The 19,122-nt window shown below is 72.4% G+C and carries 20 protein-coding genes; 8 read left to right on the top strand and 12 right to left on the bottom strand.

Annotated elements, in window-relative coordinates; all coding sequences use genetic code 11:
* Positions 1-49 precede the first annotated feature (49 nt).
* The gene (locus ME121_RS33590; RefSeq protein WP_012319140.1) at positions 50-223 is read right to left on the bottom strand and encodes a ribosome modulation factor; all 174 of its coding nucleotides are present in this window, start codon (positions 221-223) and stop codon (positions 50-52) included.
* A gap of 88 nt (positions 224-311) precedes the next feature.
* Between ME121_RS33590 and ME121_RS12445 the strand changes: the two genes are divergently transcribed.
* The gene (locus ME121_RS12445; RefSeq protein ID WP_012319141.1) at positions 312-581 is read left to right on the top strand and encodes a hypothetical protein; all 270 of its coding nucleotides are present in this window, start codon (positions 312-314) and stop codon (positions 579-581) included.
* Positions 582-680: 99 nt separating this feature from the next.
* On the opposite strand, the gene ntrC is transcribed toward ME121_RS12445, so the two are convergent.
* Genes ntrC through dusB form a run of 3 tightly spaced genes read right to left on the bottom strand, consistent with a single transcriptional unit; the run spans position 681 to position 4,359 of the window.
* A complete protein-coding gene (ntrC, locus tag ME121_RS12440; protein ID WP_012319142.1) occupies positions 681-2,147 on the bottom strand; it encodes a nitrogen regulation protein NR(I) in 1,467 nt (488 codons plus the stop codon).
* A gap of 47 nt (positions 2,148-2,194) precedes the next feature.
* Positions 2,195-3,337, bottom strand: a complete 1,143-nt coding sequence (locus tag ME121_RS12435) for a two-component system sensor histidine kinase NtrB (protein ID WP_012319143.1) — start codon at positions 3,335-3,337, stop codon at positions 2,195-2,197.
* Entirely contained in the window at positions 3,334-4,359 is a 1,026-nt protein-coding gene (gene dusB, locus ME121_RS12430; protein ID WP_059408920.1) for a tRNA dihydrouridine synthase DusB, read from the bottom strand. The genes ME121_RS12435 and dusB overlap by 4 nt, the downstream gene beginning before the upstream one ends.
* A gap of 171 nt (positions 4,360-4,530) precedes the next feature.
* Here dusB and ME121_RS12425 point away from each other — a divergent pair, with 171 nt between their 5' ends.
* Positions 4,531-5,862, top strand: a complete 1,332-nt coding sequence (locus tag ME121_RS12425) for a bifunctional 2-C-methyl-D-erythritol 4-phosphate cytidylyltransferase/2-C-methyl-D-erythritol 2,4-cyclodiphosphate synthase (RefSeq protein WP_059408919.1) — start codon at positions 4,531-4,533, stop codon at positions 5,860-5,862.
* Positions 5,863-5,926: 64 nt separating this feature from the next.
* Here ME121_RS12425 and ME121_RS12420 read toward each other — a convergent pair whose 3' ends face one another.
* On the bottom strand, positions 5,927-6,325 hold the full coding sequence (locus ME121_RS12420; protein WP_029360861.1) for an MAPEG family protein: 399 nt from the start codon (positions 6,323-6,325) through the stop codon (positions 5,927-5,929).
* Positions 6,326-6,428: 103 nt separating this feature from the next.
* On the opposite strand from ME121_RS12420, the gene ME121_RS12415 reads away from it, so the two are divergent.
* Positions 6,429-6,926 (top strand): CinA family protein, encoded by a 498-nt coding sequence (locus tag ME121_RS12415; RefSeq protein ID WP_024830109.1) that lies wholly within the window; start codon positions 6,429-6,431, stop codon positions 6,924-6,926.
* Between the two features lie 23 nt (positions 6,927-6,949).
* Positions 6,950-8,167 (top strand): FAD-dependent oxidoreductase, encoded by a 1,218-nt coding sequence (locus ME121_RS12410; protein WP_012319148.1) that lies wholly within the window; start codon positions 6,950-6,952, stop codon positions 8,165-8,167.
* 27 nt (positions 8,168-8,194) lie between these two features.
* Here the strand turns inward: ME121_RS12410 and ME121_RS12405 are convergent, their stop codons facing one another.
* The 7 genes from ME121_RS12405 to ME121_RS12375 all read right to left on the bottom strand — a co-directional run bounded on the left by ME121_RS12405 (position 8,195) and on the right by ME121_RS12375 (position 15,318).
* Positions 8,195-8,653, bottom strand: coding sequence for a type II toxin-antitoxin system RatA family toxin (locus tag ME121_RS12405; protein WP_024830108.1), 459 nt, complete (start codon positions 8,651-8,653; stop codon positions 8,195-8,197).
* A gap of 15 nt (positions 8,654-8,668) precedes the next feature.
* A complete protein-coding gene (gene lipA / locus ME121_RS12400; protein ID WP_012319150.1) occupies positions 8,669-9,652 on the bottom strand; it encodes a lipoyl synthase in 984 nt (327 codons plus the stop codon).
* A gap of 134 nt (positions 9,653-9,786) precedes the next feature.
* Positions 9,787-10,518 carry an MIP/aquaporin family protein gene (locus ME121_RS12395; RefSeq protein ID WP_029360856.1) on the bottom strand — a complete coding sequence of 244 codons (732 nt, stop codon included), beginning with the start codon at positions 10,516-10,518 and terminating at the stop codon, positions 9,787-9,789.
* A gap of 288 nt (positions 10,519-10,806) precedes the next feature.
* Positions 10,807-12,312: a glycerol kinase GlpK gene (glpK, locus tag ME121_RS12390; RefSeq protein ID WP_012319152.1), complete on the bottom strand. Its 1,506-nt coding sequence runs from the start codon at positions 12,310-12,312 to the stop codon at positions 10,807-10,809.
* Between the two features lie 55 nt (positions 12,313-12,367).
* Entirely contained in the window at positions 12,368-13,900 is a 1,533-nt protein-coding gene (glpD, locus tag ME121_RS12385) for a glycerol-3-phosphate dehydrogenase (RefSeq protein ID WP_043073691.1), read from the bottom strand.
* A gap of 84 nt (positions 13,901-13,984) precedes the next feature.
* A complete protein-coding gene (locus ME121_RS12380) occupies positions 13,985-14,806 on the bottom strand; it encodes a DeoR/GlpR family DNA-binding transcription regulator (RefSeq protein WP_012319154.1) in 822 nt (273 codons plus the stop codon).
* 269 nt (positions 14,807-15,075) lie between these two features.
* Positions 15,076-15,318, bottom strand: coding sequence for a hypothetical protein (locus ME121_RS12375; RefSeq protein WP_012319155.1), 243 nt, complete (start codon positions 15,316-15,318; stop codon positions 15,076-15,078).
* A gap of 206 nt (positions 15,319-15,524) precedes the next feature.
* On the opposite strand from ME121_RS12375, the gene ME121_RS12370 reads away from it, so the two are divergent.
* The 4 genes from ME121_RS12370 to ME121_RS12355 all read left to right on the top strand — a co-directional run.
* Complete coding sequence (locus tag ME121_RS12370; RefSeq protein WP_029360854.1) at positions 15,525-16,019, top strand: chemotaxis protein CheW; 495 nt, start codon at positions 15,525-15,527, stop codon at positions 16,017-16,019.
* Between the two features lie 7 nt (positions 16,020-16,026).
* A complete protein-coding gene (locus tag ME121_RS12365) occupies positions 16,027-17,571 on the top strand; it encodes a CheR family methyltransferase (protein WP_059408918.1) in 1,545 nt (514 codons plus the stop codon).
* Complete coding sequence (locus ME121_RS12360) at positions 17,571-18,143, top strand: chemotaxis protein CheW (RefSeq protein ID WP_012319158.1); 573 nt, start codon at positions 17,571-17,573, stop codon at positions 18,141-18,143. The genes ME121_RS12365 and ME121_RS12360 overlap by 1 nt, the downstream gene beginning before the upstream one ends.
* Before the next feature lie 36 nt (positions 18,144-18,179).
* On the top strand, positions 18,180-19,122 hold a 943-nt coding region (locus ME121_RS12355), incomplete at its 3' end, for a HAMP domain-containing protein (protein WP_491892835.1).

Below are 19,122 nucleotides of genomic sequence, written 5' to 3'. Positions count from 1 at the left end.
CAAGCCGGACGCGCGGGCTCGCGGTGCCGGGCCTCCGGGTTTTCCGCGATCACGGCTTCTCCGGCGGATCCGAGACGACGGCTTCCTCGTAGGCCTCCATCCAGGCGGCGCGCTCCTGAGAGCCCTCCGGATAGGGGCATTCGCTCACGGGCTTCCCGTAGAGGCGCGCGTTACGGCCCTGGATGAACGGGCTGTCGCTCGCGGTGGCCTGGACGTTGGTCAATATCGCCTCCCGAAGACTTGGAGTGGGGCTTCGTTAACGGCCGCGCCGTAAATCTGTTGCCGTCTCAAGTCGCGTCCCGGGTCGTCGCGTGCGTATCCTGCGTTCCCTTCTCGGCGCCGTCCTCGTCCTCGTCTCGACGGCGACCGTCGCCCTCGTCAGCGCCGACCGGCTCGCCCATCTGGCGCCGGCGCCGGTGATCCGCGCCGCCCAGGCCGAGCCGTCGGCGACGGGGTCGATCCCGGCCCCCGCGAGGGCCGCGCCCGCGCCGAAGCCGGCCGTGCCCAGCATCCCGAACGGGTTCGACACGGAGCGGCTGCACGCGCTGATGCGCGGCGACCCGATCCTGCCGGGCCGCTGAGGGCGGCCAGGACCGCGCTCATCCCGTTCTGGACCTCGTCGCGCGGCGCCCGACGCGCCTCGGGTTGAGGGGACCCGGCCGGATCGGCCGGGGACCGCCCTACCGCGCCGTCCGGAAGACCTGCAGGTCGAGGTCGCGGACCTTCTTGCGCAGGGTGTTGCGGTTGACGCCGAGCAGTTCCGCGGCGCGGATCTGGTTGCCGCGGGTGGCGGCGAGCGCCGCGCCGATCAGCGGGCCCTCGATCTCTCGCAGGATCCGGTGATACAGGCCGGGGGGCGGCAGCGTGTCGCGATAGCCGGAGAAGTAGTCCGAGAGGTGGCGCTCCACGGCGCTGGACAGGGTCTCCGATTCCCCGTTCGCCTTGCGGGCGGCGCCGTTGGCCGCCGGCGCCGCGGGCGTCGCCAGCGGCAGCGTGTCGAGCTCGGCCTCGATCACCGGGCCGGTGATCGTCTCCTGCGGGTAGAGGGCGGCGAGCCGCCGGACGAGGTTCTCGAGCTCGCGGACGTTGCCGGGCCAGCGGTAGCGCTTCAGCCGCTCCATGGCGTCGCCGTCGAGGGTCTTCCGGGTCAGGCCCTCGCGCTCGACGAGCACGAAGAAGTGGCGGACGAGGTCCGGCACGTCCTCGGAGCGCTCGCGCAGGGCCGGCAGCCGCAGCGGCACGACGTTGAGGCGGAAGAACAGGTCCTCGCGGAAGATGCCCTGCTGGATGGAGACCCGCAGGTCCTTGTTGGTGGCCGCGATGATCCGGACGTTGGTGCGGATCGGGACGCGGCCGCCCACCGTCGTGTACTCGCCCTGCTGGAGCACGCGCAGCAGCCGGGTCTGCGCCTCCATGGGCATGTCGCCGATCTCGTCGAGGAACAGCGTGCCGCCCTCGGCCTGCTCGAACCGGCCGGCGGAGCGCTGGAGCGCGCCCGTGAAGGCGCCCTTCTCGTGGCCGAACAGCTCGGACTCGATCAGGTCGCGCGGGATCGCCGCCATATTGACCGGCACGAACGGGCCGGTGCGGCGGCGGCCGTAATCGTGCAGCGCCCGGGCGACCAGCTCCTTGCCGGTGCCGGACTCGCCGGTGATCATCACGGTGAGGTCGGTGGGCATCAGCCGGGCGAGCGCCCGGTAGATCTCCTGCATGGCCGGCGAGCGGCCGACCAGCGGGATGTCCTCGTTCTCGGGGGGCGCCCCGGCCGGCGCCGCGCCCCGGGGGCGCGAGAGCGCCCGGCCGACGATGGCGATCAGCTCCTTCAGGTCGAAGGGCTTCGGCAGGTACTCGTAGGCGCCCCGCTCCGAGGCGCGGATCGCCGTCATGAAGGTGTTCTGCGCGCTCATCACGATGATCGGCAGCTCCGGCCGCACCCGCTTGATGCGCGGCAGCAGGTCGAACACGTTCTCGTCGGGCATGACCACGTCGGTGATGACGAGGTCGCCCTCCCCCTGCGCGACCCAGCGCCAGAGGGTGGCGCAATTGCCCGTCGAGCGGACCTCGTAGCCCGCCCGGGACAGCGCTTGGTTCAGCACGGTGCGGATGGCGGCGTCGTCGTCGGCGACGATGATGTGGCCGTTCGGCATGACTCTCTACTCAGACCTCCGACGGGGGCCGGATTCGGGGATCGACATCACGGATCGACCGCCGATTCGCGCCCGTCCCGGGCACTCGACATCGGCAGAAGGATGCGGAACGCCGTGCGGCGCGGGGCGGGATCGCACTCGACGATCCCGCCGTGATCGCCGACGATCTTGGCCACCAATGCAAGACCGAGGCCGGAGCCCTGCGCCTTGGTGGTGACGAACGGGTCGAACAGGTCGGGCAGCAGGTCGGCCGAGATGCCCGGGCCGTTGTCGCGCACCGCCACCTCGATCGGCAGGCTGACCCGCTCGCGGGAGCCCGGGACCTGCAGGCGCAGGCCGGTGCGGAAGGCGGTCGACAGGGTGATCTCGCCCTCGACCGCGTCCGGGCCGATCGCCTCGGCGGCGTTCTTCACCAGGTTCAGGATCACCTGGATCAGCTGGTCGCGGTTGCCCAGCACCGGCGGCAGCGACGGGTCGTAGGTCTCGATGAACCGGATGTGCCGCGCGAAGCCCGACTGCGCCGAGCGCTTCACCTGATCGAGCACGCCGTGGACGTTGACGGCGCCGCGATCCGAGGGGCGCTCGTCGCCGAACAGCTCCATGCGCTCGACGATGCGGACGATCCGGTCCGATTCGTCGCAGATCAGGCGGGTGAGCAGCCGGTCCTCCTCGGCGCCGGTGCTCTCGAGGAGCTGCGCCGCGCCGCGGATGCCCGCGAGCGGGTTCTTGATCTCGTGGGCCAGCATCGCGCCGAGCGCCACCATCGAGCGCGCCGCGCCGCGATGGGTGAGCTGGCGGTTCATCTTGTCGGCGATGGTGCGCTCCTGGAGCATCATCACCACGGCCTCGCCGTCGTCGCCGAGCGGCGTCGCGAACACGTCGACGCTGCGCTCCAGGCCGAGGCGCGGCTGGGTGAGCTCCACCCGGTATTCGCTGACGCTGGCCTGGCGCCGCCGCACCTCGGCCACCAGGGCGATGATCGGCGAGGCGAAGGGAATGATGTCGCGCAGGCGACGGCGCTGCATCAGCCGGGCGGAATAGTCGAAGAACGCTTCCGCGGCGTGGTTGCAGTGGAGGATCCGCTCGTCGGCGCCGATGGTGAGTACCGGCAGCGGCAGGGCGTTGAGCACGGCCTCGGCGGCGGTGTCGCGCCGGTTGCCGGACTCTTTCGGGAGGGGCTCGTCGCTCACGCGGCCTCCTGGACGGGATCGGCCGCATCCGCGAAGGCGCGGGCCAGCAAGGCGAGCGCCGTCTCCGGATCGGTGGTGGTCAGGAGGGCCGACCGTTCGGCCGGATCGAGCGCGCCGCCGGTCTCGGCATAGGCGGCGAGGTGCTTGCGCGCGTGGCGCACGCCCATGTCGCGGCCGTAGAGGGAGAGCAGCCCCGCATAGTGCTCCGCGGCCAGGGCGGCCTGTTCGGACCGCGACGGCTCCGCGGCCGGCCGGCCCGTGAGCGCGGCGGCGACCTGCCCGACCAGCCAGGGGCGGCCGGTCGCCGCGCGGCCGATCATGACCCCGGCGGCGCCCGAGGCGTCCAGGCAAGCGCGGGCGCTGGCGAAGTCGGTCACGTCACCGTTGGCGATCACCGGGATCGACACCGCCGCGACCACGGCGCGGATCGCCGCCCAGTCGGCGCGTCCCTTGTAGAATTGCTGCCGCGTCCGCCCGTGGACCGTCACGGCGTTCAGGCCCAGCCGCTCGGCGCGGGCGGCGAGATCCGCGGCGTTGCGGCTCGCGTCGTCCCAGCCGAGGCGCATCTTCACCGTCACCGGGACCGACACCGCGCCCCGCACGGCTGCAAGCAGGCGCTCGGCGTGGTCGAGGTCGCGCATCAGCGCCGAGCCCGAGGCGATGCCGGTCACGATCTTGGCCGGGCAACCCATGTTCACGTCGATCACGTGGGCGCCTCCGGCCTCGGCCAGGCGGGCAGCCTCCGCCATCGGGGCCGCCTCGCAGCCCGCGAGCTGGACCACATGCAGGTCGACGCCGGAACCCTCGGCGCGCAGTGTGGCCTCGCCGGATCCGCGGGTGAATTCCCGGGCCGCCACCATCTCGGAAATGACCGCGTCAGCACCGCAGCGGCGGGCAATGCGGCGCATGTGAAGGTCGGTGACGCCGGAAAGGGGGGCGAGCAGGCAGAGCGGGGCGGTGCCTGCCGCTTCAGCCTTCGCATCCTCGCGGCGCAGCGCGCTCAAATAATGGTCAGTCATCATTCTGCACAACAATGAGGCAAGGCCGGTCCGCTGGCAAGCGGGACCGCGCGTTGATTTCGGGCCCTCCCCCGCTTAAACGACGGGCACCCTCCGCGGCAGGGTTGCGCCGGCACTGCTGGCCCGCGCGCTGGCCGACCCTCCGCCCCTCAGGACGTCACGAGTTCGTCGCCCATGCCCGCCACCGGCACGCCAGCCACCGGACCCGCCAGCGCGGGAGCCGGCGTCGCCGCGGTGGTGGTGGCGGCCGGGCGCGGCATCCGCATCGGCGGCGGTACGCCCAAGCAGTACCGCCGGGTCGGCGGGCAGGCGGTCCTGACTCGCACCCTGGCGGCGCTCGCGGCGGACGACGCGATCGCGCGGATCCAGCCTGTGATCGCCGCCGACGCGGCGGACTTCTTCCAGAGCTGCCTGGAGGAACTCGCGCCCGCGCTTCGCGCCAAGATCACCCAGCCCGTCGAAGGCGGCACGACGCGTCAGCTTTCGGTGCGCGCCGGTCTCGAGGCCCTGGCCACCGGCGACGCGCCCGAGATCGTGCTGGTCCACGATGCGGCGCGCCCCTACGTGGATTCCGCGCTGATCGCCCGGGCGATCGCGGCCGGGCGCGACCACGGTGCGGCCGTTCCGGGCGTGCCGGTCACCGACACGGTCAAGCGCGTCGTCGACATCGCGCCCGGCATCGGCCGGGTCCACGAGACCCCGCCCCGGGAGCACCTGCGCGCGGTCCAGACCCCCCAGGCCTTCGTCTTCGGCCCGCTCCTCGGCGCCCACCGGGACGCCGCCGCGCAGGGCCTCGACGGCTTCACCGACGACGGCGCCCTCGCCGAATGGGCCGGCCTGCCGGTGGTGGTGTTCGCGGGCGACATCGCCAACCGCAAGATCACCCAGCCCGCCGACCTGATCGAGGCGGACCGCGCCTTCGCGACCGCCACCACCGAATTGCCAGCGCCGGGAGCCCGCGCCATGACCACCTACGTGACCCGCCTCGGCACCGGCTTCGACGTGCACGCCTTCACCACCGGCGACCATGTGTGGCTGGGCGGGGTGAAGATCCCGGCCGATCGCGGCGTGCTCGCCCATTCGGACGGTGACGTCGCGCTGCACGCCCTGACCGACGCCCTGCTCGGCGCCATCGCGGACGGCGATATCGGCACGCACTTCCCGCCCTCCGACGAGCGCTGGCGCGGCGCGTCCTCGGACCAGTTCCTGGCCCATGCCTGCGGCCTGGTCCGCGCCCGCGGCGGCCGCATCGACCACCTCGACATCACCGTGCTCGCCGAGGCGCCGCGCATCGGCAAGCACCGCGAGGAGATCCGCGCGCGGATCGCCGCCATCGCGGGCGTGCCGCTCGGCGCGGTGTCCATCAAGGCGACGACCACCGAGAAGCTCGGCTTCGTCGGCCGGGCGGAGGGGCTCGCCGCCCAGGCGGCCGCGACGGTCCGGCTGCCCGAGGAGGACGGTCCCGCCCTCGACGCGCAGGCCGAAACCGCGATGCGGCAGGGCTGAGCGGTTTCGGGGCGAGCGCGGGTCCCCTCTCCCGCACGGAAGAGAGAGCGCGTCGCACTCCGCTTCAGGCCACCCGCACCAGCAGCGCGATCGCCGCGACGGCCAGGGCCGCCATGGTGAGCAGGATGCCGCCGCCCCGGCACGCGAACTGGCGCGGCGAATTCGGGGGCGCAAACATCCCGATCGGGTGCAGGATCCGGGCGACCAGCAGGGCGACCAGCAGCGCCCGGACCAGGCCGTGGCTGCCGCCGCTCGCCTCCAGCAGGCCGATGACGATCAGGGCCAGCGGGACGTATTCCGCGAAATTGGCGTGCGAGCGCACGCGCTTGAGCACCGTGTCGTCGCCGCCGTCGCCGAACAGCACGTTCTCGGAGACGCGGGCCCCGATCACCCATCCCGAGAGGCCCAGATACACGAGGGCGAGCAGCCCGGCGTAGAAGGCCGTGGTCGCGGGGAAGATCATGGAACGGGTGTCTCCGATCGGCGGCCGCCGGTCCTTGAGCCGGGCTCGGCCATGGGTCACAACATGAGATAGGGCGCAGCCGCCCGAGGGGAGCCCGTTCGCGATGGTCGACGACGCAGAGCTTCTCGCCCGGGCCGAGGCGCTGGTGGCGGCCTACGCGGCGGACGGGCGCACCGTCGCCACGGCCGAATCCTGCACGGGTGGCCTCGTGGCCGGCCTGCTCACCGCGGTGCCGGGCTCCTCGGCCGTTCTGGAGCGCGGCTTCGTCACCTACTCGAACGAGGCGAAGGCCGAGGCGATCGGCGTACCCATGGACCTGATCCGCCGGCACGGCGCGGTCAGCGAGGCCGTGGCGCGGGCTATGGCCGCCGGGGCGCTGGCGGCGTCGCGGGCCTCGGTCGCGGTGGCGATCACCGGCATTGCCGGCCCCGGCGGCGGGAGCGCCGAGAAGCCGGTCGGGCTGGTGCATTTCGGCCTCGGCCAGCGGGACGGCGAGACGCGTCATCTGGAGCGGCGCTACGGCGATCTCGGGCGCGCGGGGATCCGCCGCGCCGCCGTGGCCGACGCGCTCGGTCTGCTGGAGGACGCTCTCGGCGACTGATCGCGGCACGGGGAGGACGGCCCATGGATACGGTGACGACCCGCCTCTGCATCGTCGGCGGAGGCCCCGCCGGGATGATGGCCGGACTGCTCTTCGCCCGCGCGGGCATCGACGTCACCGTGCTGGAGAAGCACGCGGATTTCCTCCGCGACTTCCGCGGCGACACGATCCACCCCTCCACCCTCGACCTGATGGACGAGCTGGGCTTCACCGAGCGCTTCCGCGCCCTCCCCCAGCGCCGCGTGGAGAACTTCTCGGGCGTCGTCGACGGGCGCAGCTACCGGGTCGCCGATTTCAGCCGGCTGCCGACCCGCAACCGCTTCCTGTCCTTCATGCCGCAATGGGATTTCCTGGATTTCCTGGCCACCGAGGCCGCCCGCTACCCGGCGTTCCGGCTGATCCGCCGCACCGAGGCGCAGGACCTGATCGAGACGGAGGGTCGAATCGCCGGCGTGCGCGCGACCGGGCCGGACGGCCGGGTCGAGATCCGGTCCGATCTCGTGCTCTGCGCGGATGGCCGTCACTCGCGGATGCGCGAACGCGCGGGCCTCGTGCCCCGGGCCTTCGGCGCGCCGATCGACGTGCTGTGGTTCCGCCTGCCGCGCCGGCACGGCGATCCCGAGGCGGCGGCGGGGCGGTTCGGCCCGGGGCGGATCCTGATCACCCTCGACCGGGGTGACATGTGGCAATGCGCCTACGTGGTGCCGAAGGGCGGCGACGCCGCGCTCCGGGCGAAGGGACTGGCGGCCTTCCGGGCCGCGGTTGCGCAGATCGCCCCGTTCCTGGCCGACCGCACCGACGCCATCGCCGCCTGGGACGACGTCAAGCTCCTGACCGTCACGGTCGACCGGCTCGACCGCTGGCATCGCCCGGGCCTGCTCTGCGTCGGCGACGCCGCGCACGCCATGTCGCCGGTGGGCGGCGTCGGAATCAACCTCGCGATCCAGGACGCGGTGGCGGCGGCCAACCTCCTGGCCGAGCCCCTGCGGGCGGGGCGCCCCGCGGAGGCCGACCTCGCCCGGGTCCAGGCCCGGCGGATGTTTCCGGTGCGGGCCACGCAGGCGCTGCAGCGGGTGATCCAGTCCCGCGTCATCGCCGCGTCGCTCGCGGCCGACGCGCCGTTCCGGGCGCCGCTCGCCCTGCGCCTCCTCGACGCCCTGCCGCGGCTTCAGGTCCTTCCGGCGCGGATGATCGGGATGGGCGTGCGGCCCGAGCACGTGCGCGTGCCGCTGCGGGCCTGACGCTGCCCCTGCGCGCGGTGACGGTGGCTAAGCCCGCGCCCCGTACATCCGGTTCGCCCGGCCTTCGAAGGCGTCGGTGAACTTGCGGAAGGCCCGGTCGAACATCGTGCCCATGAGGAGCCCCAGGGTGCGGCTCTTGAACTCGTAGGTGATGAAGAAGTCGACGTTGCAGCCGCCGTCCGGGCCGTCCTTGAACAGCCAGCGGTTCTCCAGGTGCCGGAACGGCCCATCGATGTACTCGGCGACGATCTTGAGGCTCGCCGGATCGAGGGTGACCCGCGTGGTGAAGCGCTCGCGGATCGCCTTGTAGCCCACGCCCATCTCGGCGATCAGCACCTGCCCGCCATCGGGCATGTCCTGCCGGCGGATCACCCGCAGGGATTCGCAGAGCGGCAGGAACTCGGGATAGCGCTCCACGTCGGCGACGAGGTCGTACATCTGCTGCGGCGTGTGCTTCACCGCGCGGGTGACCCGGAAGGACGGCATGGTGTTCGGGATTCCTCAGGCCGAGAGCGCGGGCGACAGTTTGGCCAGACGCGCCGCCTGAAGTCGCGCAAAGTCCTCGCCCGCATGGTGCGACGACCGCGTCAGGGGCGTGGCCGAGACCAGCAGGAAGCCCTTGGCGTAGGCGGTGGTCTCGTAGGCCTTGAACTCGTCGGGGGGGACGAAGCGCACGACCTCGTGGTGCTTCTTCGACGGCTGCAGGTACTGGCCGATGGTCAGGAAGTCGACGTCGGCCGAGCGCAGGTCGTCCATGAGCTGCAGCACCTCGTTCCGCTCCTCGCCGAGCCCGACCATGATGCCGGACTTGGTGAAGATCGCCGGGTCGAGCTCCTTCACCCGCTGCAGCAGGCGCACCGAGTGGAAGTAGCGCGCGCCCGGCCGAACCGTGAGGTACTTGGCCGGCACGGTCTCCAGATTGTGGTTGAACACGTCGGGCTTGGCGGCGACCACGACCTCGAGCGCCCCGTCCTTGCGCAGGAAGTCGGGGGTCAGGATCTCGACCGTCGTGCCGGGGCTCGCCCGCCGGATCGCCGCGATGGTGCGGGCGAAGTGCTCGGCGCCGCCGTCCCTCAGGTCGTCCCGGTCGACCGACGTGATGACCACGTGGTGCAGGCCGAGCTTGGCGACCGAATCGGCGATCTTGTCCGGCTCGCCCAGGTCGAGGGCGTCGGGCAGGCCTGTGCGCACGTTGCAGAAGGCGCAGGCCCGCGTGCAGGTGTCGCCCATGATCATGAAGGTGGCGTGCCGCTTCTCCCAGCACTCGCCGATATTCGGGCAGCCCGCCTCCTCGCAGACCGTGACCAGCCCGTGCTCGCGCACGATCTTCTGCGTCTCGGACCAGGCCCTGGAGCCGGGTGCCTTCACGCGGATCCAGTCCGGCTTCTTGGCCTGAACGGGCTGGTCGGGCCGGTGCGCCTTCTCGGGGTGGCGCAGGCGGACCGGCCGCGGATCGTTCTTCAGGGTGTCGAGGACGACGGCCATGGGTCGGGGGCACACCGCGGGCAAGCGCCCCAGGGGCGCGGTCGGGATCGCCCTGACTTAAGGCCCAAGGCCGCGCGCCGCAAACCGCCGCGACGCCGGGCCGCCCCGCGGCGGTTGAGGGTGCGGGCGTTCCGTCAGATCCCGAGCGCCCGGACGAACAGCCCGGCCAGCACCGCCCCGACCAGGGGCGCGGCCACCGGGATCAGCGCGTAGCCCCAGTCGGAGGTGCCCTTGCCGGCGATCGGCAGCACCGCGTGGGCCACGCGCGGCCCCAGGTCGCGGGCCGGGTTGATGGCGTAGCCGGTGGTCCCGCCGAGCGACAGGCCGATGCCCCAGACCAGCATGCCGACCATGTAGGGCGCGACGGCCCGCGGGATCGCGCCGGCCGAGCCCAGCGTGGTGGTCACGAGGGCGGAGATCGTCAGGATCAGAAAGAAGGTCGCGATGATCTCGGAGATCCAGTTCGCCTTCGCGTCGCGGATCGCCGGGCCGGTGCAGAAGCAGGCGAGCTTGAGGCCTGGATCCTGGGTCGCGCCCCAGTGCGGCAGGTAGTGCAGCCAGACCAGCACGGCGCCCACGAAGGCGCCGAGCATCTGGGCCGGGATATAGACCGGAATCTTGCTGAAATCGCCGGAGCTGACCGCGCCCGCCACGGTGACGGCCGGGTTGATGTGGGCGTCGGCGCTGCCGGTGGCGTTGGCCACGAAGACGCCGGCGAGGACCGCGAAGGCCCAGCCCGCCGTGATGGCGATCCAGCCGGCATTCTCGCCCTTGGAGTGCTTGAGCAGGGCGCCGGCCACGACGCCGTCGCCGAGCACGATCAAGGTCATCGTGCCCAGGAATTCGCCCAGGAAGGGTGATGTCATCGTGTCGTCTCCCCCGTTCGCTGCTTTTTGTGAACGTTCAAAGCTTTGGCGAGCGCGTGATCGCCGGAGGCGGTCACCGATATCAGCGCAAGTCCCTTCCGCTTCCCTCATCCTGAGGTGCCGGAGCGCAGTGGAGGCCTCGCAGGAGAGCTCCAGGAATCGCGCGGCTGGCCGGAGCCCTCCTTCGAGGCGGCTTCGCCGCGCCTCAGGATGAGGGCGCGGGCGCGACGGAGGCGGTCGCGAGGCCGACAGGCCCGCGCGCCGCGCGCGGGCCCGAGGGCGGTGTCCTCAATCCTCGTCGGTCTTCCAGTCGAAGGAGCGCTGCACCGCCCGGCTCCAGGCGGCGGCGATGGTCTCGCGCCTGCCGGCATCCATCTTGGGCGTCCAGCGCTTGTCGACGCCCCAATTGCGCTTGAGGTCGTCGAGCCCCTTCCAGTAGCCGACCGCGAGTCCGGCCGCGTAGGCGGCGCCGAGCGCGGTGGTCTCGGCCACCTTCGGCCGCACCACCGGCACGTCGAGCATGTCGGCCTGGAACTGCATCAGCGTGTTGTTGGCGACCATGCCGCCGTCGGCGCGCAGCTCCTTGACGGGGATGCCGGAATCCTTGGCCATGGCGTCCAGCACCTCGTGGGTCTGGAAGGCGGTCGCCTCCAGCACCGAGCGGGCGATGTGGCCGCGGTTGACGTAGCGGGTCAGGCCGATGATCAGGCCCCGGGCGCCCTCGTTCCAGTGCGGCGCGTAGAGGCCCGAGAAGGCCGGCACGAAGTAGACGCCGCCGTTGTCCTCGACCGTCGTGGCGAGCGTCTCGACCTCGGCGGAATCCTTGATCATGTGCAGGTTGTCGCGCAGCCACTGCACCAGGGCGCCCGTGATGGCGATCGAACCCTCCAGCGCGTAGGCCGGCTTCTGGCCGTCGAGGCGGTAAGCCAGCGTGGTGACGAGGCCGGCCTTCGACGGGACCGGCTCCTCGCCGGTGTTCATCAGCGCGAAGCAACCGGTGCCGTAGGTGTTCTTGGCCTCGCCCGGCGCGAAGCAGGTCTGGCCGAACAGGGCCGCCTGCTGGTCGCCGAGGATGCCGGCGATCGGCACGCCCGCGAACGGTGCCCGGGTCTCGCCGTAGACCTCGCTCGACGAGACGATCTTCGGCAGCATCGCCTTCGGGATGCCGAAGGTCCGGAGCATGCCCTCGTCCCATTCCAGGGTCTTGAGCGACATGAGCTGCGTGCGGCTGGCGTTGGTCACGTCGGTGACGTGGAGGCCGCCCTCGGTGCCGCCGGTGAGGTTCCAGACGAGCCACGTGTCGATGTTGCCGAACAGCACGTCGCCGGCCTCGGCCTTCGCGCGGGCACCCGCGACATGGTCGAGCAGCCAGCGGAGCTTGAGCCCGGAGAAGTAGCTCGCCAGCGGCAGGCCGGTGAGGTCGCGGAACCGGTCGCGGCCGCCGTCGCGGGCGAACTCGGCCACCAGGCGGTCGTTGCGGGTGTCCTGCCAGACCAGGGCGTTGTGCAGGGGCTTGCCGGTCTTCCGATCCCAGATCAGCGTGGTCTCGCGCTGGTTCGTGATGCCGACCGCCGCGAGGTCGGAGGGCTGGAGCCCGCCCTTCTCCAGCGCCTCGCGCATCACGCTCTGCGTCTTCGTCCAGATCTCCGTGGCGTCGTGCTCGACATGGCCGGGGGCCGGGTAGATCTGCGCGTGCTCCGCCTGGGCGAGCGCGATGACGCTGCCCTCCCGGTCGAACACGATGAAGCGGCTGCTGGTGGTACCCTGGTCGATGGCCCCGACGTAACGGCTCATCGTTCCCTCCCTTCATAGGCCCGACCGGTCTGCCGCCGGATCGGGTTCGAAAGCATCAGGCGGCCTCGGCCCTGCGGTCGAGGTAGGCGGCGAGGCGCGCGGCGCTCTCCGCGCCGGTGCGCAGGCCGAGCTTCGACCGCCGCCACAGGATGTCGTCGGCGGTGACCGCCCATTCCTCGGTGCGCAGGTAATCGACCTCGGCGGCGGTGAGGCCGCCGTCGAAGGCCTCGCCGAGATCCGCCATGGACCGCGCCGTCCCGACGATGTCCCGGGCCCGGGTTCCGTAGGCGCGGGCGAGCCGGCGGGCGGTCTCCTCCGGCAGGAACGGCTTCTCGGCCCTCAGCTCGGCGAGGAACCGGTCGAAATCCGCGTCCTTCATGGCGCCGCCGGGCAGGACCGCGTCGCCGGTCCAGGCCTTCTTGAGGTGCGGGAAATAGGGCTTCAGCTTCTCGAGCGCGTGCTCGGCGAGCCGCCGGTAGGTCGTGATCTTGCCGCCGAAGACCGACAGCACCGCCGCAGTCCCGCCCTGGTCCTCCACGTCGAGGACGTAGTCGCGGGTCACGGCCGAGGCGTTCTCCGCCGCGTCGTCGTAGAGCGGGCGCACGCCCGAATAGCTCCAGACCACGTCGGCCGGGGTGAGCGTCGTGTCGAAGGAGCGGTTGATGCAGCCGCAGAGATAGTCGGTCTCGCTCTCCGAGATCGTGACCGGGCCGGGCTCGCCCTCGTAGGGAACGTCCGTGGTGCCGATCAGCGTGAAGTCGCGCTCGTAGGGGATCGCGAAGATGATGCGCTTGTCGGGCTGCTGCAGGATGTAGGCCTGATCGCCGTCGAACAGGCGCTTGACCACGATGTGGCTGCCCTTGATCAGCCGCACCGCCGCGCGGCTGTTGACGCCGAGCGTGCCGCCGAGCGTCTCGCTGACCCAGGGACCGGCGGCGTTGACGACGGCCGTCGTGCGGATCGTCCGCTCGGTGCCGCCGCGCTCGTCGCGCAAGGTCGCGGCCCAGCCGTCACCCTCGCGCCGGGCCGAGACCACGCCGGTTCGGGTCAGCACCGTCGCGCCGCGCTCGCGCGCGTCCATGGCGTTGAGCACCACGAGGCGGCTGTCCTCGACCCAGCAGTCGGAATAGACGAAGCCGCGCTTCAGGCGCTGCTGCAGCGGCGCTCCGTAGGCGGAGCTGCGCAGGTCGACCCCGTGCGAGCCCGGGAGGGTGCGCAGCCGCGCGAGGTGATCGTACAGGAACAGGCCCAGCCGCAGCATCCAGGCCGGGCGCAGGCCCTCGTCGTGGGGCAGGACGAAGCGCAGGGGCCAGATCACGTGCGGGGCGAGCCGCAGCAGCCGCTCGCGCTCGGCGAGCGCCTCCCGCACGAGGCGGAACTCGTAATATTCGAGGTAACGCAGGCCGCCGTGGATCAGCTTCGTCGAGGACGAGGACGTGAAGCCCGCCAGATCCCCGCGCTCGGCCAGCAGGACCGAAAGGCCCCGGCCGGCCGCGTCCCGGGCGATGCCCGTGCCGTTGATGCCGCCGCCGATGATCAGGAGATCGTAGGCGTCGGACGGCTCGCGCTGGCCCGGTGCTGCCGCCATGGTTCCTCCGGAGCCGCCCTGCTGGCGGATTGGCAGTATATTGACGCAGCCCTCGGCTTTCGCAAGCGAAAAAATCGATGTTCGTTAGGGTTCGGCCGCGCCGTCCGCCACCGCCAGGGTGACGCCCTGGCGCTCCATGAGCGCGACGATCTCGGCCGGGGGGGGGCGGTCCGTGAAGAAGGTGTCGACCTGCTCCAGGCGCCCGACCTGGACCATCGGGCGGCGGGTGAACTTGGTGTGGTCCGCCACCAGGAAGGTCTTCCGGGCGTGGGCCAGGATCGTCTGCGTCGCCCGCACCTCCTCGTAATCGTAGTCGAGGAGCGCCCCGTCGCCGTCGATGCCGCTGATGCCGATCACCGCCACGTCGACCCGGAACTGGCTGAGCGTGTCGCAGGTGAGCTGGCCCAGCACCGCGCCGTCGCGGTTCCGAACGGTTCCGCCCGCCACGACGATGCGGAACTCGGTCGTCTCGGCCAGGGAGATCGCCACGTTGAGGTTGTTGGTGATGATGCTGAGATCGTCGTGCCGGGCCAGCTCGCGGGCGACGGCCTCCGGCGTCGTGCCGATGTTGATGAAGACCGAGCAGTGCGACGGGATGCGGCTCGCCGCGAGGCGGCCGATGCGGCTCTTCTCCGGCAGCAGGGTCACCCGGCGGTCGGCGTAGTCGATATTCTCGACGCTGGAGGGCAGTCCCCCGCCGCCGCGGTAGCGTTCCAGCCGGCCCTCGGCGCTCAGTTCGTTGAGGTCGCGCCGGATCGTCTGAACGGTGACGCCGAACTGCGCCGCCAGGGCCTCGATCGTCACGAAGCCGCGCTGGCGGACCGAGGCGACGATGGCGCTCCGCCGCCCCTCGACACCGGTCGCCTCGATCCTGTCGTCGGATCTCCGGTCGAGCGGTCGTGACATCGGTGCTCCCTCGCCTTCCGTCAGGCCGCCGCGCCGCTGTACTGATGATCGGGCGATGTTCGTTTGCGAACATTTTCCGGGCGCCGCGGCTTTCGCGCGAGATTGAACCGCGCTGCGTCGTCCCGCAACCGGCGATCGGGCTGCAATATGCTTCAGTCCCGCGCGGCCGGCGCTTCGCCTGTGAACAGGCACGAAAAAGGCCTGCCGCGGGTGCGACAGGCCGAGCCACCCGGGCGACGCCGCCTGCGGCGCGCCCCGGTGATCGCCACTCACATGTGGTGGCGCATCCGGCGATGATGCTTCATGCGCTTGTGCTTCATGCGCTTGCGCATCGTCGGACGCGCGGCCGGAGCGGCACCCTGCTCCATCGCGGCCGCCTCACCGGCGCGCTCCATGCCGCCGCGCGGGCCGCCGGCCTGAGCGCCAGAGGCGTTGTAGGGCGAGTTACCCTGGGCGTAGGCGGAGCCCGCGAGGAGCGTCAGCGACGCGGCGGCCAACAGAAGTTTCCTCATCGTCAATCCCTGGCGTAGACCGGCGCAGGCAAAGCGCCGCGCCTCGTCAGGCGCGTTGCCGCTGCGTCGGAAAATAAGCGGCTCAGACGAGACTTGGTTCCGCGTCATCGCGCCCGTGCGGCGCACAATTGCCGGCAGCGTTAACTCGGCCTATGTCGCGAGCCGTCCCGGCCCGGCCGCGACCGAGCAACACGGAGCGGGTGGCGGTGGCCAGCAGCGGTTCGGCCTATCTCCTGCTGGATGTCGCCGGCACCGCCTGCGCCCTGCCCCGCGGCGCGGTCGCCGAGATCCTGCCGCTCCCGGATCTGCACGCGCCGCCCGCTTCCGGCGGCTGGCTCACCGGCTTCCTCAATCTCGGCGGCACGCCGGTCCCCGTGGTCGACCTCGCGGCCCTGCTCGGCCTGCGCCCGGCCGTCGCGGCGCCAGGTCTCTACGCCCATCTCGTGCTGATGCAGGGCGGCGCCGTCGCGTATCTCGTCGATCGCGCGGCCGACCTCACGATCGTCGCGGAATCCGCGATCCGGCAGGCCGAGGCGGCCGACACGCTCAACGGCTGCGTCGCCGCCGAGCTGGTCCTCGGCGAGCGCCTCGTCCACGCGCTGGCGCCGGAGCGCCTCCTCACCGTGCAGGAACAGGTCCGGGTCGACGCCCTGGCGCGGGCCGCCGCCGAACGTCTGGCCGCGCTGCCGCACGCCGTCTGACCGCGCGATGGCCCGTCCGGGTAATCCCCGTCCCGACCTGGGTGTCGATCCCGCCTACCCGCCGCTCAAGGCGCGGATCATCGCGCGCACCGGCCACCACTACTACATTGACAAGGACGAGCTGCTGATCGAGCGGTTGCACCGCCGGTTCCGCGCCGCCGCCGTGGCCGACTGCGCCGCCTACGCGGCCCTCCTGTCGAGCGGGGCGGAGGGCGAGGCGGAATGGGCCCGGCTCGAGGCCGAGATCACCGTCGGCGAGACGTTCTTCTTCCGCTACGCCGAGCAGTTCAACGCGCTGCGCGCGACGATCCTGCCGGCGCTGATCGCGGCGCGGGCGTCCGATCGCGTCCTGCGGATCTGGAGCGCGGGCTGCTCCACCGGGGCCGAGCCCTATTCCCTGGCGATCCTAGTGCACGAACTGCTGGGCGACGCCCGGTCCGACTGGCGGGTCTCCATCCTCGGCACCGACATCAGCGTCGAGGCGCTCGCCACCGCCCGCGCCGCCGAGTACGGCCGCTGGGCCCTCCGGACCATGCCGCCGGAGGATCGGCTCCGCTACTTCACGCGGCTGCCGGCCGCGCCGGGCATACGGCGCGAGGGCGGCTACGCCCTCCGTCCGGAATATCGGGGTTCGGTCCGGTTCGAGCGCGGCAACCTGCTGAACCTCGTCGAGCCGGGGCCACCGCAGGGCGAGCCCTTCGACCTGATTCTCTGCCGGAACGTGCTGATCTACTTCGACGCCCGGACGGTCGCCGCGGTGGTCCGCGGTCTCGGCCGCAGGCTGAGGCCGGAGGGCTGGCTGCTCCTCGGCCACGCCGAGCCGAGTCCCGCCTTCGCGAGCTTCCTGGACGCCGTCAGCCTGCCCGGGACCGTGGCCTACCGACCGCGCGCCGATGCGCCGCCGGTCGCGCTGCCCGGCACCCCGGTGCCGGATCCCGCCCCTTCGACGGGGCAGGTGCCGGGGCCGCCCGCGCGGGATCCCGGTCCGGGCGCGTCTGCGGGCGCGTCGTCGGGCGTGTCCAGGGCGGGGCTGCCCGACGCTGCGGTCGTTCCCGCTCCGGATCCGGTCGCCGCACCCGGGACAGCGCCGGTTCCCGACGCGCCCGGAACGCGGGATCACGGGGCAGTCCTGGACGAGGCCTGCGACCTCGACCGGATCCGCGCGCTGGCCGATTCCGGCGAGACCGGCGCGGCCTGGCGGGCGCTGCGGGCCGCCCTCGACCGCGACCCGACCGACACGGCCCTGCGCTTCTACGAGGGCCTGCTGGCCCGCACCCTCGGGCGCGACGCCGAGGCCGAGCGGGCGCTGCGGGCCGCGCTCTACCTCGACCGCAGCTTCGTGATGGCCCACTACCACCTCGGCCTGCTGCTGATCGCCCTGCAGCGGCCGAGCGAGGCGGTCCGCGCCCTCGACAACGCCGTCGCCTTGAGTCAAGCCCTTGGGCCGGACACGGCGCTGCCCGAGGGTGATGGCGCCTCCGCGGGCGAGATCGCGGCCAGCGCGGCCGCGGCCCGCGCCGCGCTCGGCGGCGTCGGCAGCAGGAGGTCCTGATGGGCGCGCGCCCGAGTGCACAGGACGGCCGTCAACGGACGCGGCCGGAGCGGGACCTGCGCGCAGAGCGCGCGGCCGCCCTCGCCCGGCGCGGTGCCGTCGCGGTCGCGACCGATTCGGGGGACGATCACCTCGTCTGCGCCTGCGGCGGCGAGCGCTACGGCGTGCCGCTGGCGGCCGTCGCCCAAGTCCTCCCGTCGCGCCCCTCCACGCCGATGCCCGGAGCGGTGCCGGCGCTGGACGGCCTCATCGCCCTGTCCGGGCGGATCGTCGGCGTGCTCAGCCTTGCCAGGGCCCTCGGCCGGCCCGAGCCCGCGTCCGACGCCGAGGCGGCGGCCGGCCACCTGATCGTGCTGCGCGGCGTCCATCCCCAGCCCCTCGCCCTCGCGGTCGACCGGGTCCTGGGCATCGCCCGGGCCTCCGGCGCGGCCGCCGCGGAGGCGGCCGATCCCGACCGCTTGGGCAACGAGGCCGCCTCGGTCTATGCCCCCGGCTCCGGAGCAGCGGGCGACGGCCGTCCCGACTTCGTCGTCATCGACCTCCCCCGCCTCCTGCGCCGCGCCCTTCCCTGACCGGGCCGCCTGCCACAACCGGAGCCATCCCCGCCCGTGTCGCTCTCGATCGGAAAACGCATCCTTCTCGGCTTCTTCGCCGTCACGGTGGTTGTGGTGGCGCTCGGCCTCTACGCCCTGGAGCAGATCGGCGCGGTGCGCGACACGACCGACGCGATCGTCCGGCGGGACATGACGATCCTGCGCCAGCTCGACGATCTCGGGAACGAGGCGCGCGACCTCGGGCTCCTGCGCCGCACCGCCGTGATCGCGATGCTGATGCAGGCCCAGGGGCGCACGACGCAGGGCGGTGACACCCTGGCGGCCTGGCGCCAGACCGCGGCCCAGGTCGAGAACCGCCTCGCCACGACGATCCAGCTCGCCGCCCAGTATCGGACGCAGGTCGTGTCCGCCGAGCGCGTCGCGGCCTGGGACCGCATCGCCGCGGCGGCGACCGCGGTCCAGGGCTCGTTCCGCGAGGTCAAGGCGCAGGGCGAGGCGCAGTTCGCCGCCATCGCCCAGCAGGACGTCGCGGCGGTCGAGGCCCGCAATGCGGAGATCACCCGCCTGCAGGCGCCCTTCCTCGAGGGGATCAAGAACCTGCGGACCCAGCTCGACGGCGGCATGGCGCTGGGACAGCGCGCCGCGCAGGAGGTCTACGACCGCTCGCGCCTCTCGATCTACCTGACGCTAGCCGCCGCGGTGCTGCTGGCGACCCTGATCACGTGGCTGATCAGCCGCGCCGTGGTGCGGCCCCTCGAGACGGTCATGGCCTTCGTCGCCCGCGTCGGTGAGGGAGACCTCTCCGGCCAGCTCGCGGCGGGCGGGCGCGACGAGATCGGCCGTCTGAGTACGACGCTGAACACGATGGTCGCGGGGCTGTCGGACCTGGCGCGGACGAACCGCGCGGCGACGGCGGACCTGAACGCGGCGGCGGCGGAGATCCGGGCCTCGGCGCAGGAGCAGGCCGCCTCGGTCGAGCAGCAGTTCGCCGCGGTCC

Source organism: Methylobacterium sp. ME121 (assembly GCF_000974725.1).
Lineage (GTDB): Bacteria > Pseudomonadota > Alphaproteobacteria > Rhizobiales > Beijerinckiaceae > Methylobacterium > Methylobacterium radiotolerans.
The sequence above is the reverse complement of the archived record's forward strand: the minus strand, read 5'-3'. Positions and strand labels throughout refer to the sequence as shown.